This window comes from Streptomyces tricolor, assembly GCF_002155905.1.
Taxonomy (GTDB): Bacteria; Actinomycetota; Actinomycetes; order Streptomycetales; family Streptomycetaceae; genus Streptomyces; species Streptomyces tricolor.
The window spans coordinates 1-23,401 of the sequence record NZ_MUMF01000405.1 but is presented as its reverse complement, the minus strand read 5'-3'; the positions used below and the strand labels follow the sequence as shown (position 1 = coordinate 23,401).

Here is a 23,401-nt window from a genome sequence, read left to right as displayed (position 1 = left end):
CGGTGTGGTGGACGGGACCCGCGTCCGAGGACCTGGCCGTCGCATCCGCCCGGATGGAGGCCGGAGCCGAAGCCGTCCAACGGAACTGCTGCCGCCGGGCGCCGGGACGCCGAGGAGCGGGCACAGGAGCGGGCGGGGGAGGTGCAGCGCCTGGCCGGATTTTTCGAGCACGCGGGCCTGGATGCCGCAGCGTGGGAGGCCTGCACGCAGATGGTCCGCTCCGCATCGGGCAAGGCGATCGGATACGGCTACCCCGAGTCCCTCCCAGGGCACCGGCGTACGGCCGTGCGAAGACGGCCTCGCAGTTCGTCCCGGCTGGTCGTCGCTCGCGGCGTTGCCCAGCCGCCGTCTGCCACGCCCCGAGGAACAGAAGGCCACGCCCGACGGCGTGATGGCCGTGGCATGAGAAGAGTCCCCTGTGCCGCTCGACGCCTCAGCCTTGCGCGGTGTGTTGCCGGGGAAGAGGGTGACGGACTGCGAGCCGCCGCGGCTCCTGTCAGCCGGGGAGGGAGAGGGAGTGGATCTCGCTCGTCCGGTGGCGGTACTGAGCTGTCCGGAGGTGTCCGGATGGTGATCGGGCTGACCACCCAGGACGATGGTGCTCCAGCCGCGACGCGGCACCAGGTCTCGGCGGTGCGCGACACCGCCCGCGTGCGAGGTGATCGTGTGAAGGCTCCCCCCTGGTCCCGCGTCGGCGCACGCCTGCGGGCGTTCCGGACCTCGGCCGGTGCGGGACGGTCACCGGTGACCATGACACTCATCCTGCTGGTGCTCCTCCCGACGACGGTGCTGCTGGGCTTTTTCGGTATCCAGGACATCCGCACGGCCCTGACCTACCCGGGTCGCATCACCGGCGCCGCCCTGATCGTCTTCGCGGTCGTCACGCTCTTGGGTGCCATCGCCGTCCTGGACCACTGGTCGCGCGGCAGCTTCGCCTACTCCGGACTGGTCGCGCTGCTCGGCACGCTCGCGGCGTTCGTGGCGAACGGCATGCTGCTGGTCGAGACCTTGCGGGACGGGGATTCCACGGCCTACCTGACGCTGTGGAGCCTGCTCACCGCCGGATCCGTGTGCGCTGCCGTCGCGGTGTGCCGGACGACGGTCGTGATCCCCGCCCCCAAGCGGTTGGCGGCGGCGGTGATCATTACCACGGCTCTCGCGGTGGCCAATTTCAGCTACGAGTACCTCTTCCAGCCGTCCCGGCGCGGGGCCAAGCCACTCGTGAAGATGTCCGTGGGAGAGCCCGTGCTGCGGCAGGACCGCAAGGCGTTCGCCGTGCCGGTCGACATCGAACTCGAAAACGGCGCCGATGTCGGCTTCTACGTGCTCGGTACCGAGTTCCACGCCATGGGGGAGGAGGTTCCGCTGAGCCAGAAGGACCGGCTGCACGAGCAGTGGCGCGCTGACGCCGAAAATTGGAGCAAGGCCCAGGAGAAGCATCCGCTCTCCCGGCGGGAGATCCACCAGACCGGCCAGTTGGTGGCGGCGCAGCCGTGGATGCCCATCGGAACCTGGATCGAGGCAGGTGAAAAGCTCGCCACCCAGACCGTCGTACAGCTGCCCATGGACACGCCGTACGACCAGTTGGCGTTCTACGCCACCGCGAGCTTCGCGCGCAAGGACCGGCTCGGCCTGGAGCGGCTGGAGCAGCAGGGCTACTCCTGGCGCGAGGGCCACGTGCCCGAGTGGGTGAAGAAGGGCGGCCTCGACTCCGTCATCTATCGCGGCAGGCTGTACGAGAACAACGCGCTCGACGCGCACACGAGGGACCCCCGCTGGATCACCGTCTACTGGCGGTTCGGCACGCATGGCGCCGACCTCGCGGAGAACATCGCGCGGCAAGGTGAGGAGGACCGCATTCTGCCCGGAGCGGAGTCACGTGATCTGGTGGAGCGGTACGGACTCGTCAAGGCTGTGACAGGCCCGTACGAGCAGACGCTATGGGCCATCAAGAGTCGACGCTGACCGGCACGGCCACATCGTGCGGGAGAGGGTGTCGGCCGAGTCCCTCCAGCCACGCCACGAGGGCGAGAGTGCTGTTCAGGCGGTCCCAGGAGTAGGCGTCGCCTGTGCCGAGACGCGCTTCCCGCACCGCCTGGCACAACGTCTCGACGTCGAACATCTCCGTGATCAGGGGATGCCTCGCGGAGCGGCAGAGGTCGATGAGGTCGTCGCCGTGTCTGTGCAGGCCGCGCGCGTACAGCTGGTCGAAGGGGATTTTGGCCGTCCGGCCGCGGACCCCGTCCGGGAGCAGATCCGCCATCGCCTCGCGCAGCACCGCTTTCGGACGGCCCGGACGGAACATCGCTTCGGCGGGCAGGCGGCGCACCGCGGTGATGACCTCGGGGTCGAGGAAAGGGTGCGAGAGGAGGAACCCGTCCTGCCGCGCGCGGCGCCACGACAGCGGGTCGGGGGCGGCGATGTAGTTGGCCGCGTCGTAGAGGGATTCCTCCGGCCTGCGCCCGAACACGAAGCGGGCCTCGGCGAGGCTGGCCCCTCGGTAGCCGTGAGCCCTCGCGAAGCCGCGCCGCAGCCACCGGGGGCGGGCGAAGCCGCCGAGGCCACCGAGCACGGTTCCGCGGCGGTTGAGGGCCGCTGTGACCCGTTCGGTGGCCAGCGGTAGCGTCGGCCGTACGACGTTGGCGGCTACGACGTCACGCAGGCCCCGCTCGCCGCCCTGGGCCCAGGCACGCGCCTGGGCCGTCATCTGCCGGAGTTGTCCTGTGCGGGCCAGCTTGTGCAGGTACAGCGGGTTGGCGTCCACGACCGGGTCGGCCCCGCAGCCGGTCATGAGGACGTCACAGCCCAGTCCCGAAGCGGCGGCGTGCAGCCTGCTCCAGAACGGGGCCCGGAAGGCGTGGGCATGAGGCTCGTCGGCGTCTTCGGCGTGGTGCTCGAAGTCGTCGAAGTCGGACACGTCGTCGGCTTCGACGCCGACCAGGCGGGCGGCGGGAGCGTGCCGACGGATCTCTTCCATCGCCTCATCGAGGTACGGCTGCTCCCCTGCCAGTTCTCCCGTGCGAAAGCGCCCGGCGAGCAGGACGAGGTCTCCCGGGCCGTCCCCCGCGGCCAGCAGACGTGCCGCGAGCAAGGCGACGCTGGTGGAGTCGGTGCCGCCGGAGACATGGCATGCCGTCGTCCCGCCCAGACGGCGCGCGACGGCGTTCTCCAGCGCGCGGCGCAGGACCCGCGCGGCGCCGCCGGGATCGTCCGCCGCCTGGGCCGTCGGCTCGGACGCCTGACGGGCGCGACGCCGCACGCGGCCGCGGATCTGACCGGTGGTCGAGAGTTCCACCACCTCGCCGCCCAGGACCCGGCAGACCCCGGAGAACGGGGTGAGTTCCCAGTGCGGTTGTGCCAGATACCCGGTCAGGTACCGGCAGAAGTAGCGACGTTCCAGCTCCGCTCCACCGCTCAGGTGGCGCGCCGAGGTGCCGACCGCGCTCACCCGGCCACCGGAAGCCCGGAAGAACAGCGGGACGCGTGCCTGCTCGTCCCGCAGCAGCAGGACGCGGTCTCGGCACACCAGGACGGCGGCGTAGTCACCGTCCGGCAGGTGCGGTGCGGCTCCCGGCCGGGCGAAGGCGTCGAGCAGGCCGCGCGCGCCCGCCACACGGTCACGGGCGGATCCGGCCCAGCCGACGACCGCCGCGGTGCCGACCGGGGAGGTCACCGTCGTCACGAGTTCCCGCCGCGCCATGGCCGCGGTCACCGACAGCTTCGGCACGCCGTCGGCCCACTCCAGCCGGAGGGCCTCCACGTCACCGCCCTCCGCCGCTGATGGTGAGCACCGGTGTGAACGCGTGTCCGCGCGGGTCCGCGTCGGGTATGCACAGGCCGGCCGCGGACGTCCACGCGTGCAGGGCGAACGGGTGCTCGCGCACACCGACGTTGAGCACGGCTTCCAGGCCCTGGCGCCGCAGCAGGACGAAGGCCGTCACGGCCTCGGCCTTGCAGTCGTCGTCGACGAACCAGCTGCCACGGCCGCAGGATTGCACCGCTCTTTTCAGCCGTGCGACGTCCTCGGCGGCAGCGGGGTCCGAGCGGATGTATCCGGGCGCGGCCAAGGACAGAAGCCGCAGGGCACGCCCGAATCCGATGAGTCGGATGAGCAGGTGGGCTCCGCGCAGCCATCGCCCGACCTCGGCATCGGCGTACTCTTTCTTCCGGTTCGGCGCGCAGCCGGCCCGGACGAGACCGGTGACAAGTTCGGCGCGTTCCTCGCGGTCCGCGCCGACGAGCTTCCGGATGTCCGCCGTCGTCATGCCGAGGAAACGCGTCCGCTTCCAGTCGGCGATCAGGGCACCGCCGGACATCTTGGTGACCCGGCAGTGCGGGGAGAGCAGCCGTGTCAGGGCCAGCAGCGCGTCGGTATCCTCCGCCACCGGACATCCTCCAGGATCGGGCCCACCGGGGCGGGGCCGGTCCCGCTGCGTGGGCGAGTTCAGGACAGGTATCCGTGACCGTCGTAGGAGCCGCCGCTGAAACCCCGGATAAGACGGCCGTTGCCGAGGAGAACCGGTCCCCAGGGCCTACGGCGCCGCAGCCGTCGGAGAAACATGGCCTACCTCCAGGTCAGGCAGTGCCGGGCAGTTACAGGCTACTGCGGCCCGGACGGCCCGCAACCGGACCGGAGGGTGCCCCGCCGACGCCCCGGACGTCCGGCGGCCAGGGGCGGCTTCGGAGGAGTTGCGCACGGCAGTGGGCGGCGTGAGGCTGGAAAGAGCGATAAGGCAGGCTCGGAGCGCCGACTCACTGTACGGCCGGAGGCGCGATAGCCGCTCGCTGAAGGTGTCTCGGGCGCGCGGCCGACGCGGTCCTTGGATTCCTGGGGGGTAGTCGGAGGCGGACGTTCGTAAGCCTCCAGCGCGGCCCGGTCGGCGCCGAGCTGGTAGCTGCCGGCCTTCGTCCAGATCAGCGGCGGATAGCCCCATTCCGCGGCCAGGTCCCGCAGGGCGGCGAGCCCGGAGCGGACCTGGCTCGGTGACAGGCCGCTGGCGCGGACGAGCTGAGCGAACTCCAGGCCGGCGGGCCGGGCCTCGAACAGCACGAAGCGGATGGTGTCCGCGTGCCGCCGGGCGGCATCACCCCGTCGCCGTGAGGCGCGAGGCATGGCCTACTCACCCTTCAGCAGCTTCGCCAGCTCGTCGTCCATGTCGACCTTGCCAGTGTCGACGGCCTGCTCGATCCAGTCGAGCATCGCCCTCACCCGGGCGAGGTTCTCATGGACGATCGTGCGCTCGTCGTCCGACAGGTGCCGGTCCCGCAGGCCCGGGACGGCCCGGCCGGACGCGGCGGCGAAGGAGTGGCAGTCGGTGACCAGGTCCAGGAACTCCATCCTCCGGTCGATCTGCCTGACCGCCGGCGCGACCGGGTTCGTCCGTTCGAAGTCCTCGCGGGCTTGCCGGCCCCGCTCGGCCTGGGCATGGTTGACGTGGAAGCGGGCGGTGTCGTCGCTCATCGCCTTGAAGGCAACGTCCGGACGACGCAGCAGGGTCGTCGCGGCCGTCGTCGCGACCGACTCGTCCCGCGTGGGTTCCTCCACCACCCGGACCTTGTAGACGGTCGGTACTTTCGCCGCGACCTGCGGACGCTTCAGCAGATCAGTGGTCACCACGGCGGCCACCCCGTCCTCCCGGGCCAGGGAGTGGATCGCGGTGATCTTCTCCTGCCGCGAGACGGGGATGTCGAGCTGGTTGCTCACTCGCCGATCTGCGTCGTCTGCGGTCCACCGCGTCTTGCCCGGCGGCGAATTCTTGATCGCGGCGAACCGCTCGGTCTCGTCCTCGATGGATACCAGGATGCGGTGAACCGTCCAGGACACCCCCTCCTGGCGATGTTCCTTCGGCCAGCGCGAGGCCACCCAGCGGGCGGTCTTCACCGTGCTGAACAGTAGACCGATGTCGTCCGCCAGCCGCCCCAGCGACTGGCGGACCGTCCACTCCGGCTCCACGTCGACGAACCCGCCGCGCGGGCGCATGGGCTCGATCTCCAAAGCGCGGTCGCCGATCGTGAACTGGCCGCGGCTCTGCTGGGCGACCACGTCCCGCAGCTCGGCCACGATCTGCTCGTACCGGTGCTGGGAAACACTTCCGACCTTGTCGATTACCTCCGGCATGGCGTCATCACCACCCCAAAAGCGGGCCAGGGCACGGCTCTTCGGTCCGCAACGGGACAAGGCCCGCTGCTGGAACCGAGATTCAGCACCCGCAACCGCAGATCACAACGAAAGACCACAAGTGCCCTAGAAGTGAATGCGTTCATGATGCGGTCGCTGTGACCGACCGCCGAACGTTTCCGTCCGGCGCCGCCAAGCCCTCATCAGGCACCGGCGCGAGCAGTGGGGGTTGTTCCGCAGGGTGTTGCCGGAGACGGTGGTGACGCGGCCGCAGGGTGGTGGTCGTCGGCGGGCCGGGGACCGTGAGTGTCTGGCCGCGATCGTGTTCGTGGCCACGTCGGGCTGCACGTGGCGGCAGGTTCCGCCGCTGGTTTCGCCATCGACTCGGTGAGTGTCCGGACCCTCAAAGGGAGCTGCTGACCGGACCGAATCCGACCGACCGCGGCAAGAACGGATCGAAGATCCACCTCGTCACCGACCGGTCCGGCCTGCCCGTCGCGGTCGCCATCTCCGCGGCCAACCCCCACGATAGTCTCGCCGTCCAGCCGCTCGTCACGTCGATACCGCCGATCCGCAGCCGTCGCGGTCCCCGCCGCAGGCGGCCTGACAAGCTCCACGGGACAAGGGTTACGACTACCTTTACCTGCGGCGATGGCTTCACTCTCGCGGTATCACGCCACGGATCGCCCGCCGGGGGGTCGAGAACTCACAGCGGCTCGGACGTCATCGATGGGTCATCGAACGGACCATGTCCTGGCTCGCCGGCTGCCGCCGGCTCCACCGTCGCTACGAACGCAAGCCAGAACAATTCCTCGCCTTCACAGCCATCGGTACCAGCCTCATCAATGACCGACAACCCACCAAGTGAAACGGCGTCTTAGGGTTCGTGCCATGGCTTTGCAGATCAGCGCCACGAACCCGGAGCACCCCGCGCTCCTGCTCTCCCTGCCCTGGGACACCCCGCTGGAGGAGTGGCCCGCGGAACACCTCGTACCGCTCCCCCGCGGCATCTCCCGGCACGTGGTGCGCTACGCGCACGCCGGCGACGAGGTGATCGCCGTCAAGGAGCTGGCCGAACGGCCCGCGCTGCGCGAGTACGAGCTGCTGCGCGACCTGGACCGGCTGGGCATCCCCGCCGTCGACCCGCTCGCCGTGGTCACCGGCCGCACCGACGCCTCCGGCGCCCCGCTGGAGCCGGTGCTCGTCACCCGGCATCTGCGCGGCTCGATGCCGTACCGGTCGATGTTCGAGACGACCATGCGTCCGGCGACCATGCACCGGCTGATGGACGCCCTCGCGGTGCTGCTGGTCCGTCTCCACCTGGCCGGGTTCGCCTGGGGCGACTGCTCGCTGTCCAACACCCTGTTCCGGCGGGACGCGGGCGCCTACGCGGCCTACCTGGTCGACGCCGAGACCGGCGAGCTGCACCCGCGGCTCAGCCCCGGGCAGCGGGACTACGACCTGGACCTGGCCCGCGTCAACATCAGCGGGGAGCTGCTGGACCTGGAGGCGTCCGGCGCGCTGCACCCGTCCGTCGACCCGGTGGCGTTCGGCCACGAGATCTGCACCCGCTACCAGGGGCTGTGGCAGGAGCTGACCCGCACCTCGGTGTACCCGGCGGGCAAGTACCACTACATCGAGCGGCGGATCCGGCGGCTGAACGACCTCGGGTTCGACGTGGCCGAGATGCAGATCGAGCACTCGTCCAACGGCGACACCGTCACCTTCGTGCCGAAGGTCGTCGACGCCGGCCACCACCAGCGGCAGCTGCTCCGGCTGACCGGCCTGGACACCGAGGAGAACCAGGCGCGGCGGCTGCTGAACGACCTGGAGAGCTGGATGGCCACCCAGGACGACTACGCGCCCGGCGACCCCCATGCCGCCCGGCCGGAGGTGCTCGCCCACCGCTGGGTGCGGGACGTGTTCCGGCCGACCGTGCGGGCGGTGCCGCCCGAGCTGCGCGGCACCATGGACCCGGCCGAGATCTACCACGAACTCCTCGAACACCGCTGGTACCTGTCCGAGCGCGCCCAGCACGACATAGGGCTCGACACCGCCGTCCAGGACTACGTCGCGCACGTCCTGCCCCGGATCCGGGACACGCCGGAGCCGGCCGAGGCGGAGTAGCTCACTCGTGCGGGACCACGGCCACCGGGCAGTCGGCGTGGTGCAGCACCCCGTGCGCCACCGAGCCGATCCGGGCACCGACCGCCGTACGGTGCGCCCGGCGCCCGACGACCATCAGCTGGGCCCCGCCGGCCATCGACAGCAGCACCTGGCCGGCGCTGCCCATCTCGACGTGCTCGGCGACGGGCACCTCGGGGAACCGCTCCCGCCAGGGCCGGAGCGCCTCGGCCAGCGCCTGCTTCTCGTACGGTTCGAGACCGCCCGCCTCGTCGAGCAGCTTGAGCGAACCCGGGCTGTAGGCGAAGACCGGCGGCAGCGTCCACGCCCGGACCGCCCGGACGGCCGCGCCCCGGGCCGCCGCCGTCTCGAACGCGAACCGCAGCGCCGCCGCGCTGTCCTCCGGTCCGCCGTGCTGACCGACCACGACGTCCCGGCCGGCCGCCTCCGCCGTGGGCTGGTCCCCGGCGCGCACCAGGACCACGGGCCGGGTCGCCTCGGCGATCACCTGCTGGCCGACCGAGCCCAGCAGGAAGCCGACGACGGGTCCGTGCCCGCGCGAACCGAGCACCAGCATCTCGGCCTCGGCCGCCGCGGCGGACAGCGCGTGCACGGGACCGCCCTCGACGAGGTCCGTGGTCACCGTCAGCTCCGGATGCCGCTCGGACACGGTCCGCACGGCCTCCCGCACCCCCTCCGACACCCACCCGTGCTGGGTGTCCCGGTCGGCGGTGGCGAGCGCCTCCGCGTACCGCCAGGCGTGCACCACGCGCAGCGGCAGCTTCCGGCGTACGGCCTCCCTGGCCGCCCAGTCCAGCGCGGCCAGGCTCTCCTGAGAACCGTCCACCCCTGCCGTGATCGGGCGTGTCATCCGTGGGCCTCCTCGTCGTAGCGTCCAAGTCGTGCAGGTACCCACTCTCGGGCACCGGCGGCACGCTGACGATCATCTCTCCTGTGATCCGTCGCACCGGCCCGCCGGGGCCGGGCCGCGCCGGCCGGGCGCTGTGGGGCAAGCACCGGTCCCTGTCGGGCAAGCGGAACCCCGGGGATCGAACATACGATGGCCTGAAACCGGTGCGGCGGTCCCCACGACGCCGGCCCGGGGATCCGACACTCGGGTGGGGAGACGCATGGCACAGGCCGCCGAGACCGCGCGGACCGTCATCCTGACCGTGGACGACGACCCGGGGGTCTCCCGTGCCGTCGCCCGCGATCTCAGGCGGCGCTACGGCCAGTCGTACCGGATCGTGCGCGCGGAGTCCGGCGAGTCCGCGCTGGAGGCGCTGCGCGAGCTGAAGCTGCGCGGTGACCTGGTCGCGGTGATCCTGGCCGACTACCGCATGCCGCAGATGAACGGCATCGAGTTCCTGGAGCAGGCGCTCGACGTGTACCCGGGGGCGCGGCGGGTGCTGCTGACCGCGTACGCGGACACCGACGCGGCGATCGACGCGATCAACGTGGTCGACCTGGACCACTATCTGCTCAAGCCCTGGGACCCGCCGGAGGAGAAGCTCTACCCGGTCCTGGACGACCTGCTTCAGGCCTGGCGCACCAGCGCCTACAAGCCGGTGCCCAGCACCAAGGTGGTGGGGCACCGCTGGTCGGCGCGCTCCTCCGACGTCCGCGAGTTCCTGGCCCGCAACCAGGTGCCGTACCGCTGGTACTCGGTGGAGGAGCCGGAGGGGCAGCGGCTGCTGGCGGCGGCCGGACAGGACGGGCAGCGGCTGCCGCTGGTGGTCACGCCCGACGGCACCGCCCTGGTCGAGCCCGAGGCGCCCGAGCTGGCCGCGCGCGTGGGCCTGGCGACGACGCCCACGGCCGACTTCTACGACCTCGTCGTGATCGGCGGCGGCCCGGCCGGGCTGGGCGCGGCCGTGTACGGCGCCTCCGAGGGGCTGCGGACCGTGCTGGTGGAGCGGTCGGCGACCGGCGGGCAGGCCGGGCAGAGTTCCCGGATCGAGAACTACCTCGGTTTCCCGGACGGGGTCTCCGGCGCGCAGCTCACCGACCGGGCGCGCCGGCAGGCGGCCAAGTTCGGCGCCGAGATCCTGACGACCCGTGAGGTGACGGGCCTGGAGGTCAACGGCGCCGCACGCGTCGTACGGTTCGCGGACGGTTCGGCGATCGCCGCGCACAGCGTGATCCTCGCGACGGGGGTGCAGTACCGGCAGCTGGAGGCCGCCGGCTGTACCGACCTGACCGGGTGCGGGGTGTTCTACGGCTCGGCGCTGACCGAGGCCGCCTCCTGCCAGGGCCAGGACGTGTACATCGTCGGCGGCGCCAACTCGGCGGGCCAGGCGGCGATGTACCTGTCCCGGGGCGCGAAGTCGGTGACGCTGCTGGTGCGCGGCCCGGACCTGTCGGCGTCCATGTCGCACTATCTGATCCAGCAGATCAGCGAGGCGCCGAACATCTCCGTGCGCTGCCACACGGTCGTGGAGCAGGCGCACGGCTCGGACCACCTGGAGCAGCTGACGCTGCGTGATGCGGTGACCGGCGAGACCGAACGGGTCGACGCGCAGTGGATGTTCGTGTTCATCGGCGCCGCCCCGCTGACCGACTGGCTGGGCGACACCGTGCTGCGCGACGGGCGCGGGTTCATCCTGGCCGGGCCCGATCTGACCGCCGACGGACGGCCGCCGGCCGGCTGGGAGCTGGACCGGCCGCCGTACCACCTGGAGACCAGCATTCCCGGGGTCTTCGTGGCGGGCGACGCCCGCGCCGAGTCCGCCAAGCGTGTCGCGTCCGCCGTCGGAGAGGGAGCCATGGCCGTGATGCTCGTCCACCGGTATCTGGAGCAGTCGTGAGCGGGCAGATCGTGGCGTGCAGCCCGCAGGAGATCGGCTCGCTGTTCCTCTTCGAGAAGCTGAGCCCGGAGCAGTTGGGCCGGCTGTGCGCCCAGGGCCGGGTGGAGCTGTTCCAGCCCGGCCCGGTGTACACCGAGGGCGACCCGGCCACCTGCTTCTTCGTGATGATCGAGGGCACGGTCGTGCTGTCCCGGCGGGTCGGCGGTGACGACGTGGAGGTCACCCGGACCTCGCAGCGCGGGGTGTACGCGGGCGCGATGCAGGCCTACCTCGGCGACCGGGTGCCGCAGGTCTACACCAACTCGATGCGGGTCACGGTGCCGACCCGGTTCTTCGTGCTGCCGGCGGATCTGTTCGCGGACGTGATGCGCGAGTGGTTCCCGATGGCCGTGCACCTGCTGGAGGGGCTGTTCTTCGGTTCGAAGAACACCCAGGCGATGATCGGGCAGCGGGAGCGGCTGCTGGCGCTGGGCTCGTTGTCGGCGGGGCTGACGCACGAGCTGAACAACCCCGCCGCGGCGGCGGTCCGGGCCACCGCGACGCTGCGGGAGCGGGTCGCGAAGATGCGGCACAAGCTCGGTCTGATCGCCGAGGGGCCCTTCTCCCGCGAGGTGCTGGCGAGCCTGGTCGAGATCCAGGAGCGCACCGCCGAGCGGGTCGCGAAGGCCCCGGTGCTCAGCCCGCTGGAGGCCGCCGACCGGGAGGACGTGCTCACCGACTGGCTGGAGGACCACGGCATCGGCCAGGGCTGGCAGCTGGCGCCGACGTTCGTGCAGGCGGGGCTCGACGTGGACTGGCTGGAGCAGGTCGCGGCGGCGGTGGACGCGGAGATCCTGCCGAACGCGGTCGGCTGGCTCAACTACACCATCGAGACCGAGCTGCTGATGAACGAGATCGAGGACTCCACCACCCGCATCTCGCACCTGGTCGACGCGGCCAAGCAGTACGCGCAGCTGGACCGGGCCCCGTACCGGGTGGTGGACGTGCACGAACTCCTCGACAGCACGCTGCTGATGCTCTCCGGGAAGACCGGTCCGGGCATCGAGGTGGTCAAGGAGTACGACCGCGCCCTCCCGCCGGTGCCCGCCTACCCGGCGGAGCTGAACCAGGTGTGGACCAACCTCGTCGACAACGCCGTCTCGGCCATCAAGAGCGCCGGCGGCCAGGGCAGGCTGACCGTGCGGACGGCGCTCGACCACGAGCGGCTGCTGGTGGAGTTCCGGGACACCGGTCCGGGTGTGCCGCCGGAGATCAAGGACCGGATCTTCGATCCGTTCTTCACGACCAAGCCGGTCGGCGAGGGCACCGGGCTCGGCCTGGACATCTCCTGGCGGATCGTCGTCAACAAGCACCACGGCACCCTGCGGGTCGAGTCGGTGCCCGGCGACACCCGCTTCCAGGTGCTGCTCCCCCTGACCGCCGAGACGCCCGACGAGGAGCCGGTATGAACGACGTCGACGGTATCGACCCCAGCGTCCCGCCCAGCGGCCCGGGCTGCGTGGAGTGCGAGGAGGCGGGCGGCTGGTGGTTCCATCTGCGCCGGTGCGCGCAGTGCGGGCACATCGGCTGCTGCGACGACTCCCCCGCGAAGCACGCCACCGCCCACTACCGGGCCACCGGACACCCGGTGATCCGGAGTTTCGAGCCGGGCGAGGGCTGGTTCTGGAACTACGCCACCGAGGAGCTGTACGCCTCCGGCCCGGACCTCGCCCCGCCGGCCGGCCACCCCGCCGACCAGCCGGTGCCGGGTCCGGCGGGCCGGGTGCCGGCCGACTGGGCGCGAACGCTGCGCTGAGGCCGCGGCGGCCGGGGCGGGGTGCCCCGGCCGGCGGGTTCAGCGGGGGCAGTCCAGGCTGTCCAGGGCGACGGCGTCGGCCAGGGCCCGCATGCCCTCGTCGTCGGGGTGGAGGTGGTCGCCGCCGTCGAAGAGCGGCAGGATGCGCTCGGGGTCGTAGGGGCTGCGCAGCACGCGGTCGAAGTCGGTGACGGCGTCGAAGTCCGTGCTGCCGCGCAGGAACCGGTTCACCTCCTGCCGTACGGCCTCGGCGGCCGGGTCCCATTCCGGCCAGCCCTTGAACGGCCCGACCGTGGCGGCGACCACGCAGATGCCCGCCGCGTGCGCCCGCCGGGCGATCTCCCGGTAGCCGGTGACGAGATCGGCCGCGGTGACGCCGGTGTGCGCCTTGATGTCGTTGACGCCCGCGAAGAGGATGACGGTGCGCACGCCGGGCTGGGACAGGACGTCCCGGTCCAGCCGACGCAGCACGGCCTGCCCGGCGCCGTCCGCGAGGACCCGGTTGCCGGAGATCCCCTCGTCGGCCACGCCCTGGACGGGCCCGCCGGCCGCGGCCAGGCGGCGGGCGAGACGGTCGGGCCAGCGGCGGTTCAGGCCGGCGGTGGACTGCCAGCCGTCGGTGATCGAGTCGCCCAGCGCGACCACGGCACCGCCGGGCGCGCGGGCGGGCCGTACCGCGACGGAGTCGATGTACCACCAGGAGCCGGTGGTCCGGGTCCAGTGGGCGCCGCTCTCCTCGGCGGTGTGCTCGCCCCGGCCCGTGTACGACGTCTGCATCGCCATCCAGTGACCGGTGGCCGGGCCGGCCGCGTCCGGGGTGCGCAGGCTGACGACGAGGTCGGTGCCGGCCGGGATCCGGCCGGGCAGCGGGTCGCTCCAGGCGACGGCGCCCGCCGGGACGGTGACCGTGCGGGCGCCGCCGAAGGTGAGCGGGCGGTTGCTGCCCGGCCGCAGGGCCGCGCCCTGGGCGCGCAGTCCGGCGTGGACGCCGTCCAGGGTCAGCGGCCGGTCGCCGAAGGCGTTGGTGAAGCGGACGCGCAGGTGGCTGCCGCCGACGCTGGTGCGGACGACGAGCCGGTAGCCCTGCCCGGCCGTTCCCTCGCCCAGGCGGTCGGCGCTCGCCGCCCAGGTGACCACGCCGGTGGCGCGGGCGGTGGACCCGGGCGGGGCGTCGGCCCGGGCGGCCGGGGCGGACTGGCAGGCGGCGGCGGTGAGCAGGGCGGCGGCGATGCGGCAGCAGCGCCCGAACCCGCCGGTCACCGGACGACGTCCCGGAGCGTCACGGCCTCGCCGGGGCGCGTCCGGACCGTCCGGAGGGTGCCTGCGTGTCCCACGGAGGTCATGGTGCCGCCCGCGCCGCGGATCCGCACCTCGGTGGGTGTGCCGTCCCGCCGGTCGGGATCGGCGAGGCTCGGCGACGGCGGCCGGGGTGCCGGCCCCGTCCGCCCTCGTAGATGTCGAACGGGGCCGGAGGCCGTGCCGTCGTCGCCGCCGGTCCACGGGCGCAGGTCGTCCACGATGAGCTGGTGCGCCTTGTCGGGGTTCTTCAAACACGCCCGGCACAGGACGCGCCAGGCGTTGGCCCGGCCGGAGTTGTGCGTCGGCGGCCCCACCGGCTCCCGCCGCCGGAGGGGTTGGCGGAGATGACGGCGGGCCTGCCGGAGGCGTCGGTGCACGCCGTCGGTGCCGACGCGCCGGCCGTGGAGTGCTTCTTCCGGTCGGCGGCGTGGCCGCTCTCCGGCGACCGGGCGGACATGCGGATGCCCCGCGCGAGGCGGGGCATCCGGTGGTGCGATGTGCGGTGTCGGCCGTCAGCGCTGGGCGCGCGGCGTGTTGGCGGCGGTGACGTTGACCGCGGCCCACGACTTGTCCACCGTCTTGTACTCGGTGCTGTTCGCGCCGTACAGGTCCTTGGCCGCCTTCAGCGTCGCGATGCGCGCCTGGTGGAAGTCGGTGCTGGAGACCATGTAACGGGTGAGCGCCCGGTAGTAGATGGCGGTCGCCTTGCTCCGGCCGATGCCCTTGACCGTGATGTTGCGGTAGGTCGGCGAGTTGTAGGTGACGCTGCCGATCTTCTTCTTGCCGCTGCCCTCGGCGAGGAGGTAGTAGGCGTGCGAGGAGACACCGGAACCGGCGTGCACCTCGGTGTAGTAGGTGTCCGGGGACCAGTAGTCGATGGCGCCCTCGAGCTTGTCGAGCGACGGGTGGTCCAGGCGGCGCAGGAACTTCTGCGCGAGGCCCAGCTTCTCACCGACCAGGTAGTCCGGCGTGTCCTTCGTGTTCTTGGCGTAGAACTCGACGTTCGAGCCGAAGATGTCCGCGAGCGACTCGTTCAGCGAGCCCGGCTCGCCGTACTGGTTGCCCTCGGAGTCCACGAAGGTCGGCTGCAGGTTGGCGGTCGCCTCCACCACGCCGTGGGTCAGCTCGTGACCCGTGACGTCGAGGACGACGAGCGGCTTCTTGAACATCTGGCCGTCGCCGTCGCCGTACAGCATGCAGTTGCAGGTGGGGTCCCAGAAGGCGTTGGCGACCTTCTTGCCCCAGTGGACCATCGCCTGGGCGGCCTTGCTGTTGTTGCGGATGCCCTTGCGCTTGAACGTGGACTTGTAGAAGTCCAGCGTCTTGGTGACGCCGTACTGGGCGTCGGCGGCGGCGGTGGCCCGGCTGGTGGTCTTGCCGTTGCCCCACACGTTGGTGGTGTTGGTGAACTTCGTGCCGGCGCTGAACTTCTCCGTGTACGAGCCCTTGGCGTCCCGCGTCTCGGTGCCGTACCGGTTCGGGTCCTTGAGCTGGTAGTGGCCGCGCGAGGTCTGCGTGGTGGTGAGGCCGACGGTGCCCACGAAGAGGGTCTTGCCGGTGCCCTTGGCCGCGGACGGGTAGCGCGCGGCACCCGAGGAGCGCGAGCCGACCAGGCCGGAGACCTCGGCGCCGGAGCCGACGCCGGTGGCCGGCTCGGCGCTCTCGCCGCGCTCGCGGAGGGTGTCGAGCAGCTTCGGGGAGAGGAACTCGTCCCGGTTCGGCGTGTTGCTGCGCACCTTGCCGGTGACCGCGTCGACGACGACCGTGCGGGAGCTGTCCTTGTCGGTGACGGTCACCTGGTAGGCGAGCGCGGAGGCGCCGCCGCGGGCGTCGACCACCAGCTGGGTGCCGCTCGCGTCGCCCTTGGCGGCACGGGCGGCCTTCGCGGCGGCCTGGGCCGCGGTCAGCTTGGCCTGGGCGGCGGGCTTGACGGCGTGGCCGGCGGCACGGGTCACGCCCGTGTAGCCGAGGCCCCGGTCGAGGTGGACGACGAGGTCGCCACCGAGCACCGGCAGGTCGTTGTGGGTGCGGACGAAGCGGACGTGCCGGGCGCCCTCGGGGTCGATCATGACGTCCTGGGCGTGCAGTTCGTCGCCCTTCGAGACGCCGGTCGCCGAGGCGTGCGCGAAGGCCGCGGTGCGCGCCGCCTCCACCACCGCCGTGGCGTTCGAGGCGGCGGAGGCGGACGACTCCACCCCCGTGGAGGGACCCGCGAAGGCCGTACCGGCCAGGCCCGTGGCAGCCGTCGCCACCGCGACGGCGACCGCCACGGTGCGTATGTGCGGTCTACGCAATCTGATCAGGGTTCCTTCGTTCGAAGGCGGCAGGGGTCACCAACCGCCTTGAGGCATGGCGCAGTTGGGCGCCACGGGAGCTGGTCTGGCCCCGAGGGACAACCCTTGCGGATCAGTCATGGGCACGTAAAGCCGGAATGATCCATTTCGCGAACTTCTATGGCAATCCTTTACATATGGGCGCCACAGAGTGATCACGAGATGACCAACTGTGTGTCGGCTGTGGAGACGGTGCCGTGATCCCCTAGGTTCCCAGGGCGGAATGTGACCGATATCGCATCAGAAACCGGACCGAGGGAGTGGGTAGGGGATGGTCTCAGCAACGGTGGGGCGGGGAGCGGTACTCGGGGCGGTCGCGCTGTCGCTGCTCGCGGTCCCGGCGCGGGCCGCGGCCGGGGAGCGGGACACCTCGGCGGCAGCGGCGCTGCCGGCGCCCGACACCGCGGGCCTGGCCGCGGTGCTGAAGTCGGCGGTGGCCCAGGGCGCGCCGGGGGCGCTGGCCCGGGTCGACGACCGGGGCCGGGCCCACCTGGTCACCCGGGGCGTCGCCGACCGCGCCACCGGACGCGCCCTCAGCACCGACGACCGGTTCCGGGTCGGCAGCGTCACCAAGACCTTCTCGGCCGTCGTCCTGCTCCAGCTCGTCGACGAGCACCGGCTCGTGCTCGACGCACCGGTCAACCGCTACCTGCCGGGACTGCTGCCGGACGACCGGATCACGGTCCGCCATGTGCTCGGCCACCGCAGCGGGCTGTACGACTACACGAACGACATGTTCGCCAGCAGCGTCTCCGGCTTCGAGGCGGTGCGGACGAAGGTCTTCACCTACCGGCAGCTGGTCGCCCTCTCCCTGAAGAAGCCGCGCACCAACGCGCCGGGCGCCGCCTACGCGTACTCCAACACCAACTTCGTCGTCGCCGGACTGCTCATCGAGAAGCTCACCGGGCAGTCGGTGCGGACCGCGTACCGGAACCGCATCATCGAGCCGCTGAAGCTCGCCGACACCTTCTACGTCCACCCGGACACCGCGATTCCGGGCCGGTACGCCCGCGGGTACCTGACGCCGGACACGGCGGGTGCCCCGCTGGTCGACGCGACCGCGCAGACCGTGTCCTGGGCGCAGAGCGCGGGCGCGATCATCTCCAGCGCGCGGGACCTCGACGTCTTCTACAGCGCGCTGCTCAAGGGCAGGCTGATGTCCGCCGCCCGGCTCGCGGAGATGGAGCGGTTCACCCCGGTGAACAGCACGACGGCGTACGGGCTCGGGCTGCGGCGGCGGGACCTGTCCTGCGGGGTGTCGGTGTACGGGCACACGGGGGCGGTGCAGGGGTACTACACGTACGCGTTCGGCACGAAGGACGGGAGCCGGAGCCTCACGGCCATGGCCAACACGTCGAACAACGGGAAGGTGCTCGACACACTGGCCGGGGCGCTGGAGTCGGCGTTCTGCGGGAAGCGGTAAGGGCCGGCGAGCGCCGCGGGCGGTGTGCGGGGGCGCGGGGTCCGAGCGCCCCTCGGGCCGGCGAGCGGGAACCCGCTGACGTGTGACCGGCGTTGTACCGGGCACGGTCGAGCTGGTCCCCGGCGGCCATGCGGCCTTGCCGCGCGGTCTCGTGCGGCTGCGGGCGGGCGGTGCCTTCGACCGACTTCACCCGCCTGGTCGACGCCGCCCGCACCGGCGCCGGCTCCCCACCCTCGGCCACCGGGTGCGCGTACGTCACCGTCGGCGAGCATCTCGTCTCCACCCCGGCCGATTCGGTGGAGTACCGCCGGGGTTCGGCGCGGCCCCGGCGCACCCTCCTCGACCCGGCCTTCCGGCATGCCGCGCCGGCCCGCGCCGACGCGGGCGACCGGTACTGGACCACGCCGTGGGCCGCCCCGCCGACGCCGGACGGACGGCGCGCTCGGCCGGTGAGGTCGTCGCGCTCACCAACGCCGAGCGTGGGCGGGCCGGGCTGCCTCCGCCGGCCGTCGACCCGCTGCCGACGGCCGCCGCGCAGAGGCACTGTGCCGGCATGGCGGCCCGGGACTTCTACGCGCACACGTCCCCCGACGGCGTGCGGCCGGCACTCCCCCGCCGAGGCGGTGGCCGGCTGGACGAACAGCCCCGGACACCGCGCCAACATCCTCGGGCGGGAGTTCACCCACATCGGCGCCGGCTTCACCCGCGGCGGCCGGGCGGGCGCGTACTGGACCCAGCTGTTCGGCGGATGAGCGGTCACACACCGTGATCTTGGCGGAACGCTGCCCTCCGCGACACCATGCCCCGCATGAAGGGTGACCTCTTTTCCAGTCAGCACGTGGTGCAGCCGGCCGTGGCGCCGGGCATGTCCGTCGAGAACGCCAAGTGCCTCAAGTACGCGGTGAACGGCGAGATGTACGCCCGGCAGGGTGCGATGATCGCCTACCGCGGCAGCCTCGCCTTCGAGCGCAAGGGGCAGGGCGTCGGCGGCATGCTCAAGCGCGCGGTCACCGGTGAGGGACTGCCCCTCATGGCGGTGCGCGGGCAGGGCGAGGCGTGGTTCGCGCACGAGGCGCAGAACTGCTTCATCGTCGAGGTGGAGCCCGGTGACCAGTTCACCGTCAACGGCCGCAACGTCCTGTGTTTCGACGCCTCGCTGTCGTACGAGATCAAGACCGTGAAGGGGTCCGGCATCGCCGGGGGCGGCCTGTTCAACAGCGTGTTCAGCGGGCAGGGCCGGCTGGGCCTGGTCTGCGAGGGCACCCCGCTGGTGATCCCGGTGTCCGCGCAGGCACCGGTGTACGTCGACACGGACGCGGTGGTGGGCTGGACCGCCCGGCTGGAGACCTCGCTGCACCGCTCGCAGTCCATCGGCTCGATGCTGCGCGGCGGTTCGGGCGAGGCCGTGCAGCTGATGCTGCGGGGAGAGGGGTACGTGGTGGTGCGGCCGAGCGAGGTGACGCCCCAGAAGGCCCAGCAGCACTGAACCTTCACATGTGATCCGTACCGCACGGGCAACCCCCGCCGCCGTACCGGCGTCTTGATCGACAACAGACCGAAGCCCCGGCCCCTGCGGGCCGGGGCACCTTTCCGATTCGCTATACACGACATGTATACACTCCGTGTATAGAAGGGTACGCATGTACGGCAAGGCTTTCGCCCCGGAGTACCAGGGCGCCCTGACCACCCTGTCCGTGAACTCCTCGCTGGTCGACGTACTGGCCGAGGGCACCGAGCGGCTGCGCGAGGCCGAGCGGGCCGGACGCCCCGGCGAGGCGGCGCGCTGCGGGCTCGCCGTCGCCGAGGCACACCGGCGGCTCGGCCATGTGCAGGACGCCGACCGCGCCTGGAAGGCGAGCTACCGCGCCGCCCGGGACGCCGGCGACACCGCCGCCATGGCCTGGGCGCTGTGGAGCGGGGGCACGCTGGCCCGGCAGCGCGGGGCGTTCCCGCTGGCCTGGCGGCTGCTGGGGCTCGCGGCCGAACTCGGCGAGCGCGGCGGGGACGTGGTGGTCCGCGGCTACTCGCTGGCCGGCCTCGCCGAGACCGGCCGGATCCAGGGCGACTACGCGGCGGTCGGCCGGCTGCACGAGCAGCTGCTGGCCGAGGCCCGCAAACGGGGCGAGGCCCGGCACACCGTGTGGGCCCTGGAGGGCATCGCCCAGATGCACCGCAACACCGGGGACTACGACCGGGCGTACGCCCTGTTCGCGGAGGCGGCGGAGATAGCCGAGCGGGCCGACGACCGGCGCGGGCACGCCTGGGCGCTGCGCGGACTCGCGGACGTCCTCTCGGTGCGCGACGGCGCGACCGAGCGGGCGCTGGAGCTGCTGGCCGAGGCGGAGGCGACCTGCCGGGAGATGAACCTCTCCAGCGCGCTCGCCTACAACCACAAGATGCAGGGCAACGTCCTGTACCGCGCGGGCCGGTACGCCGAGGCCCGCGACCGCTACGAGCTGGCGCTGTCGGAGTTCCGGACGATGAGCGAGCCGCGCGGCGAGGCGCTGTCCCGCCTGGGCCTCGCCAAGTCCCTGGCCCGGCTCGGCCGCGACCGCGCCGAGACCGCCGCCGAACTCGCCGACCTGGCCCGGACGCTGGAGCGCAGCGGGCTGCGGCACGCGCGGGAGATGGTGGCCCGGGCGCAGCGGGAGTTCGGCCTGGAGCCGGAGGCCGTACGGTGACGGCGCTCTCCTCCCCGGTGCGGGAGTCCGCCCGGCACGTCCTCGCCCGGTGCCGGGAGCTGGTCCAGCCGGACCTGCGGACGGCGGTGGGGCGGCTGCACCCCTGGGTGGCCGAGATGGCCGCGTACTCCTTCGGCTGGTGCGAGGTCGGCGGGGCGCCCGCCGCCGCGCCGGGCGGCAAGGGCGTACGGCAGGCCCTCGCGGTCCTCGGCGCGGAGGCGGCGGGCGCCGACGGCCAGGCCGGGGTCCCGGCGGCGGTCGCGGTGGAGCTGGTGCACGCCTTCTCGCTGCTGCACGACGACATCATGGACGGCGACACGACCCGGCGCCGCCGCCCCGCCGTCTGGCACGCGTACGGCACGGGTCCGGCCGTTCTGGCCGGGGACGCCCTGTTCGCGCTGGCGGTGGACACCCTCGCCGCCGCCCCCGAGGGGCCCGGCGCGGTGCGGCTGCTCTCGGCGGCCCTCGCCGACCTGGTGCGCGGGCAGGCCGACGACCTGCTGTTCGCCGCCCGGCCCTGGACCGGGCCGGAGCGGGTGACGGCGCGGGAGTACGAGGCGATGGCGGAGGGCAAGACCGGCGCGCTGCTGGGCTGCGCCGCCGCGCTGGGCGCCGCGCTCGGCGGGGCGCCCCGGGACACGGTCGCCGCGCTGGACCGGGCGGGGCGGCATCTGGGGGTCGCCTTCCAGCTGGTCGACGACGTGCTCGGCATCTGGGGCGACCCGGCCGTCACCGGCAAGCCCGTGGGCGGTGATCTGCGGGAGCGGAAGAAGACGTACCCGGTGCTGGCCGCGCTCGGCTCGCCCGCGGCCCGGCGGCTGCCCGCGCTGCTCGGCTCAGCGGAGCACGCCGAGGAGGCCACCGCGCTGATCGAGGCGGCCGGCGGCCGGACGGCGGCCCTGTGCGAGGCCCGGGTCCACACCGCCGCCGCGCGGGAACTGCTCACCACCGCGCCCCTGGCGGCCGGGGCCGCGGCGGAGCTGACGGGGCTGCTGGACCTCCTGGTGGACCGCGTGCGGTGACCGTCCGGCGGAACGGCGTTGACCTCCGGTGTCCCGGCGGGCCAAGGTGCGAGCGGCGCGGTTCTCGCCCCGCGCCGGAAGGGTGAAGCACCTTGACCGACATCTCGGACATCGAAACCGCCGCGCAGCGGATCGCCGGACACGTCGTACGGACGCCGACGGTGCCGAGCCCGGGCCTGAGCGCACTGCTCGGCGTCCCGGTCACCGCCAAGCTCGAACTGCTCCAGCGCACCGGCTCGTTCAAGGCCCGCGGGGCCACCGCGAAGCTGCTGTCGCTGAGCGAGGCCGAACGGGCGGCGGGCGTGGTCGCGGTCAGCGGCGGCAACCACGGGATCGCGCTCGCGGTGATGGCCGCGGCCCTCGATGTGAAGGCAACCGTGGTCATGCCGCGCACCGCGCCCGCGCGCTCCGTCGCGCTCGCCGAGGACGCCGGGGCGTCGGTGCGGCTGACCGACGGCATGGACAGCGCCTTCCGGCTGGTGCACCGGTTGCGGGACGAGGGGCTGACGCTGGTCCACCCGTTCGACGATCCCGTCGTGATCGCCGGACAGGGCACGGTGGGGCTGGAGTTGGCCGAGGACGCCGGGGAGCTGACGGACGTCGTCGTCAGCGTGGGCGGCGGCGGTCTGATCGCCGGGGTCGCGGCGGCCCTGCGCGCCCGGCGCCCCGGTGTGCGGGTGTGGGGCGTGGAGACCGAGGGCGCGGAGGCGATGTCCGGCGCGCTCAAGGCCGGCGGCCCGGTGCCGGTGCCGCTGTCGTCCCTGGTCACCACGTTGAGCGCGCCCTCGGTGTCGCAGCTGACGTACGACCTCGTGTCGGCGCTCGTCGAGGAGGTCCTGGTGGTCCCGGACCGGGACGCGGTGCAGGGCTGCCTGGACCTCGCCGAGCACGCCAAGGTGTGGACCGAGCCGGCCGCGGGCTGTCTGCTGCCGGCGGCCCGGCAGGTGGCGGAGCGGACCGGCGACGGCGCCCGGATCGGGCTCGTGGTGTGCGGGGGCAACACGACGCCCCGGGAACTCACCAGCTGGGCCGGCCGCTTCGGACTCCTGTGAGCCGGACGGGCCTGCCATCGCCGTCAACCCGCTCGCACGTTTGAATAAAAGGCAGGAAGGGGCCTGAATCGAGGATTCTTTGAACGCGCCCCCGCGCACCCCGCGTACCTCTGGGAAAGACGAGGCAGGGGTTCAGCGAGGGATGACCATGGTCAAGGCGCACGTCTCCGCACACGAGTTGGTCGCCGACCGGTACCGGCTCCTGGAGGTCTTCGCCCGCGAGACGAACCGCCTGTGGTGGTACGCCGAGGACGTGACGGCGCAGCAGCCCCGCCTGGTGGCGCAGACCGCGCTGCCGGAGCCCGCCGCCGAGGACACCGCGCGCCGGGTCACCGCCCGGGTCGTCCGTACCTCGGAGACCATGCGGCTGCTGCGCCCGGGCCGGGTCGCCGCGGTCGTCGACGCCGTGGTGGAGGCGGGCACGCTGTGGACGGTCACCGAGTGGATCGACGGCACGCCCCTCGGAGAACTCCTCGCCCAGCAGGGCGCGTTCCACCCGGTGCGGGCGGCGCGGCTGGGCCTGGAGCTGCTGGACGTGCTCCAGGCCGCGCACGACGAGGGCATCACGCACGGCGAGCTGAGTCCCGGTCAGGTCTTCGTGCGGGACGGCGGTCCGGTCGTCGTCGCCGGGTTCGGCCTGGCGGGCGCGACCCTGGCCCCCCGGCTCACCGCACCGTCGTACGCCTCCCCGGAGCAGGCCCGCGACGAGCGCATCGGCCCGGCCGCCGACCTGTGGGCGCTGGGCGC

19 protein-coding genes and 2 pseudogenes are annotated in these 23,401 nt (G+C 72.7%); 13 read left to right on the top strand and 8 right to left on the bottom strand.

What is annotated here, in order from left to right:
* Window positions 1–750: 750 nt before the first annotated feature.
* The gene (locus CCN44_RS27230; protein WP_244203972.1) at window positions 751–1,965 is read left to right on the top strand and encodes a hypothetical protein; all 1,215 of its coding nucleotides are present in this window, start codon (window positions 751–753) and stop codon (window positions 1,963–1,965) included.
* On the opposite strand, the gene CCN44_RS27225 is transcribed toward CCN44_RS27230, so the two are convergent.
* From CCN44_RS27225 to CCN44_RS27210, 4 genes and pseudogenes are all read right to left on the bottom strand, one after another.
* Window positions 1,949–3,760, bottom strand: coding sequence for an asparagine synthase-related protein (locus CCN44_RS27225; RefSeq protein WP_086700373.1), 1,812 nt, complete (start codon window positions 3,758–3,760; stop codon window positions 1,949–1,951). The genes CCN44_RS27230 and CCN44_RS27225 overlap by 17 nt on opposite strands.
* A 1-nt stretch (window position 3,761) precedes the next feature.
* Window positions 3,762–4,385, bottom strand: a complete 624-nt coding sequence (locus tag CCN44_RS43450) for a lasso peptide biosynthesis B2 protein (RefSeq protein WP_223283997.1) — start codon at window positions 4,383–4,385, stop codon at window positions 3,762–3,764.
* Window positions 4,386–4,849: 464 nt separating this feature from the next.
* Window positions 4,850–5,113 (bottom strand): annotated as a pseudogene (locus tag CCN44_RS46545) (RacP protein); the annotation flags it as partial.
* Between the two features lie 3 nt (window positions 5,114–5,116).
* Entirely contained in the window at window positions 5,117–6,118 is a 1,002-nt protein-coding gene (locus CCN44_RS27210) for a DUF6192 family protein (protein ID WP_086700370.1), read from the bottom strand.
* A gap of 202 nt (window positions 6,119–6,320) precedes the next feature.
* Here CCN44_RS27210 and CCN44_RS43445 point away from each other — a divergent pair.
* A pseudogene (locus CCN44_RS43445) lies at window positions 6,321–6,986 on the top strand (IS5 family transposase).
* A 23-nt stretch (window positions 6,987–7,009) separates the two neighbouring features.
* On the top strand, window positions 7,010–8,245 hold the full coding sequence (locus tag CCN44_RS27195; protein ID WP_086700362.1) for a DUF4032 domain-containing protein: 1,236 nt from the start codon (window positions 7,010–7,012) through the stop codon (window positions 8,243–8,245).
* Between the two features lies 1 nt (window position 8,246).
* On the opposite strand, the gene CCN44_RS27190 is transcribed toward CCN44_RS27195, so the two are convergent.
* A complete protein-coding gene (locus CCN44_RS27190; RefSeq protein WP_086700359.1) occupies window positions 8,247–9,113 on the bottom strand; it encodes a universal stress protein in 867 nt (288 codons plus the stop codon).
* A gap of 259 nt (window positions 9,114–9,372) precedes the next feature.
* Here CCN44_RS27190 and CCN44_RS27185 point away from each other — a divergent pair, with 259 nt between their 5' ends.
* From CCN44_RS27185 to CCN44_RS27175, 3 genes are read left to right on the top strand one after another with little or no spacing between them, the layout of a single operon-like run.
* The gene (locus CCN44_RS27185; RefSeq protein ID WP_086700356.1) at window positions 9,373–11,049 is read left to right on the top strand and encodes an NAD(P)/FAD-dependent oxidoreductase; all 1,677 of its coding nucleotides are present in this window, start codon (window positions 9,373–9,375) and stop codon (window positions 11,047–11,049) included.
* The gene (locus CCN44_RS27180; protein WP_059247384.1) at window positions 11,046–12,497 is read left to right on the top strand and encodes an ATP-binding protein; all 1,452 of its coding nucleotides are present in this window, start codon (window positions 11,046–11,048) and stop codon (window positions 12,495–12,497) included. Before CCN44_RS27185 ends, CCN44_RS27180 begins: the two co-directional genes overlap by 4 nt.
* Window positions 12,494–12,844: a UBP-type zinc finger domain-containing protein gene (locus CCN44_RS27175; protein WP_059247385.1), complete on the top strand. Its 351-nt coding sequence runs from the start codon at window positions 12,494–12,496 to the stop codon at window positions 12,842–12,844. The genes CCN44_RS27180 and CCN44_RS27175 overlap by 4 nt, the downstream gene beginning before the upstream one ends.
* Before the next feature lie 39 nt (window positions 12,845–12,883).
* Here the strand turns inward: CCN44_RS27175 and CCN44_RS27170 are convergent, their stop codons facing one another.
* The 3 genes from CCN44_RS27170 to CCN44_RS27160 form a co-directional block, all read right to left on the bottom strand.
* Window positions 12,884–14,104, bottom strand: coding sequence for an SGNH/GDSL hydrolase family protein (locus CCN44_RS27170; protein ID WP_086700354.1), 1,221 nt, complete (start codon window positions 14,102–14,104; stop codon window positions 12,884–12,886).
* Entirely contained in the window at window positions 14,101–14,457 is a 357-nt protein-coding gene (locus tag CCN44_RS27165) for a hypothetical protein (RefSeq protein WP_086700351.1), read from the bottom strand. The genes CCN44_RS27170 and CCN44_RS27165 overlap by 4 nt, the downstream gene beginning before the upstream one ends.
* A gap of 198 nt (window positions 14,458–14,655) precedes the next feature.
* Complete coding sequence (locus CCN44_RS27160; RefSeq protein ID WP_059247388.1) at window positions 14,656–16,437, bottom strand: M4 family metallopeptidase; 1,782 nt, start codon at window positions 16,435–16,437, stop codon at window positions 14,656–14,658.
* Between the two features lie 310 nt (window positions 16,438–16,747).
* Here CCN44_RS27160 and CCN44_RS27155 point away from each other — a divergent pair, with 310 nt between their 5' ends.
* From CCN44_RS27155 to CCN44_RS27125, 7 genes are all read left to right on the top strand, one after another.
* Window positions 16,748–17,899, top strand: coding sequence for a serine hydrolase domain-containing protein (locus tag CCN44_RS27155; RefSeq protein ID WP_059247389.1), 1,152 nt, complete (start codon window positions 16,748–16,750; stop codon window positions 17,897–17,899).
* A 128-nt stretch (window positions 17,900–18,027) separates the two neighbouring features.
* Complete coding sequence (locus CCN44_RS27150) at window positions 18,028–18,651, top strand: CAP domain-containing protein (protein ID WP_308406425.1); 624 nt, start codon at window positions 18,028–18,030, stop codon at window positions 18,649–18,651.
* Window positions 18,652–18,707: 56 nt separating this feature from the next.
* The gene (locus CCN44_RS27145; RefSeq protein ID WP_059247390.1) at window positions 18,708–19,385 is read left to right on the top strand and encodes an AIM24 family protein; all 678 of its coding nucleotides are present in this window, start codon (window positions 18,708–18,710) and stop codon (window positions 19,383–19,385) included.
* Between the two features lie 154 nt (window positions 19,386–19,539).
* Window positions 19,540–20,580, top strand: a complete 1,041-nt coding sequence (locus tag CCN44_RS27140) for a tetratricopeptide repeat protein (RefSeq protein ID WP_059247391.1) — start codon at window positions 19,540–19,542, stop codon at window positions 20,578–20,580.
* Window positions 20,577–21,602: a polyprenyl synthetase family protein gene (locus CCN44_RS27135; RefSeq protein WP_086700348.1), complete on the top strand. Its 1,026-nt coding sequence runs from the start codon at window positions 20,577–20,579 to the stop codon at window positions 21,600–21,602. The genes CCN44_RS27140 and CCN44_RS27135 overlap by 4 nt, the downstream gene beginning before the upstream one ends.
* 92 nt (window positions 21,603–21,694) lie before the next feature.
* Entirely contained in the window at window positions 21,695–22,654 is a 960-nt protein-coding gene (locus CCN44_RS27130) for a threonine/serine dehydratase (RefSeq protein ID WP_086700345.1), read from the top strand.
* 142 nt (window positions 22,655–22,796) lie between these two features.
* Window positions 22,797–23,401, top strand: a 605-nt coding sequence (locus CCN44_RS27125) for a protein kinase domain-containing protein (RefSeq protein WP_158103155.1), incomplete at its 3' end; no start/stop codon positions are given.

What these genes read in the sequence shown, in the direction of transcription:
- CCN44_RS27230 (WP_244203972.1), top strand. Translation starts at nt 751, where the DNA reads ATGACACTCATCCTGCTGGTGCTCCTCCCGACGACGGTGCTGCTGGGC.
- CCN44_RS27210 (WP_086700370.1), bottom strand. Translation starts at nt 6,118, where the DNA reads ATGCCGGAGGTAATCGACAAGGTCGGAAGTGTTTCCCAGCACCGGTAC.
- CCN44_RS27195 (WP_086700362.1), top strand. Translation starts at nt 7,010, where the DNA reads ATGGCTTTGCAGATCAGCGCCACGAACCCGGAGCACCCCGCGCTCCTG.
- CCN44_RS27190 (WP_086700359.1), bottom strand. Translation starts at nt 9,113, where the DNA reads ATGACACGCCCGATCACGGCAGGGGTGGACGGTTCTCAGGAGAGCCTG.
- CCN44_RS27185 (WP_086700356.1), top strand. Translation starts at nt 9,373, where the DNA reads ATGGCACAGGCCGCCGAGACCGCGCGGACCGTCATCCTGACCGTGGAC.
- CCN44_RS27175 (WP_059247385.1), top strand. Translation starts at nt 12,494, where the DNA reads ATGAACGACGTCGACGGTATCGACCCCAGCGTCCCGCCCAGCGGCCCG.
- CCN44_RS27155 (WP_059247389.1), top strand. Translation starts at nt 16,748, where the DNA reads ATGGTCTCAGCAACGGTGGGGCGGGGAGCGGTACTCGGGGCGGTCGCG.
- CCN44_RS27150 (WP_308406425.1), top strand. Translation starts at nt 18,028, where the DNA reads ATGCGGCCTTGCCGCGCGGTCTCGTGCGGCTGCGGGCGGGCGGTGCCT.
- CCN44_RS27145 (WP_059247390.1), top strand. Translation starts at nt 18,708, where the DNA reads ATGAAGGGTGACCTCTTTTCCAGTCAGCACGTGGTGCAGCCGGCCGTG.
- CCN44_RS27140 (WP_059247391.1), top strand. Translation starts at nt 19,540, where the DNA reads ATGTACGGCAAGGCTTTCGCCCCGGAGTACCAGGGCGCCCTGACCACC.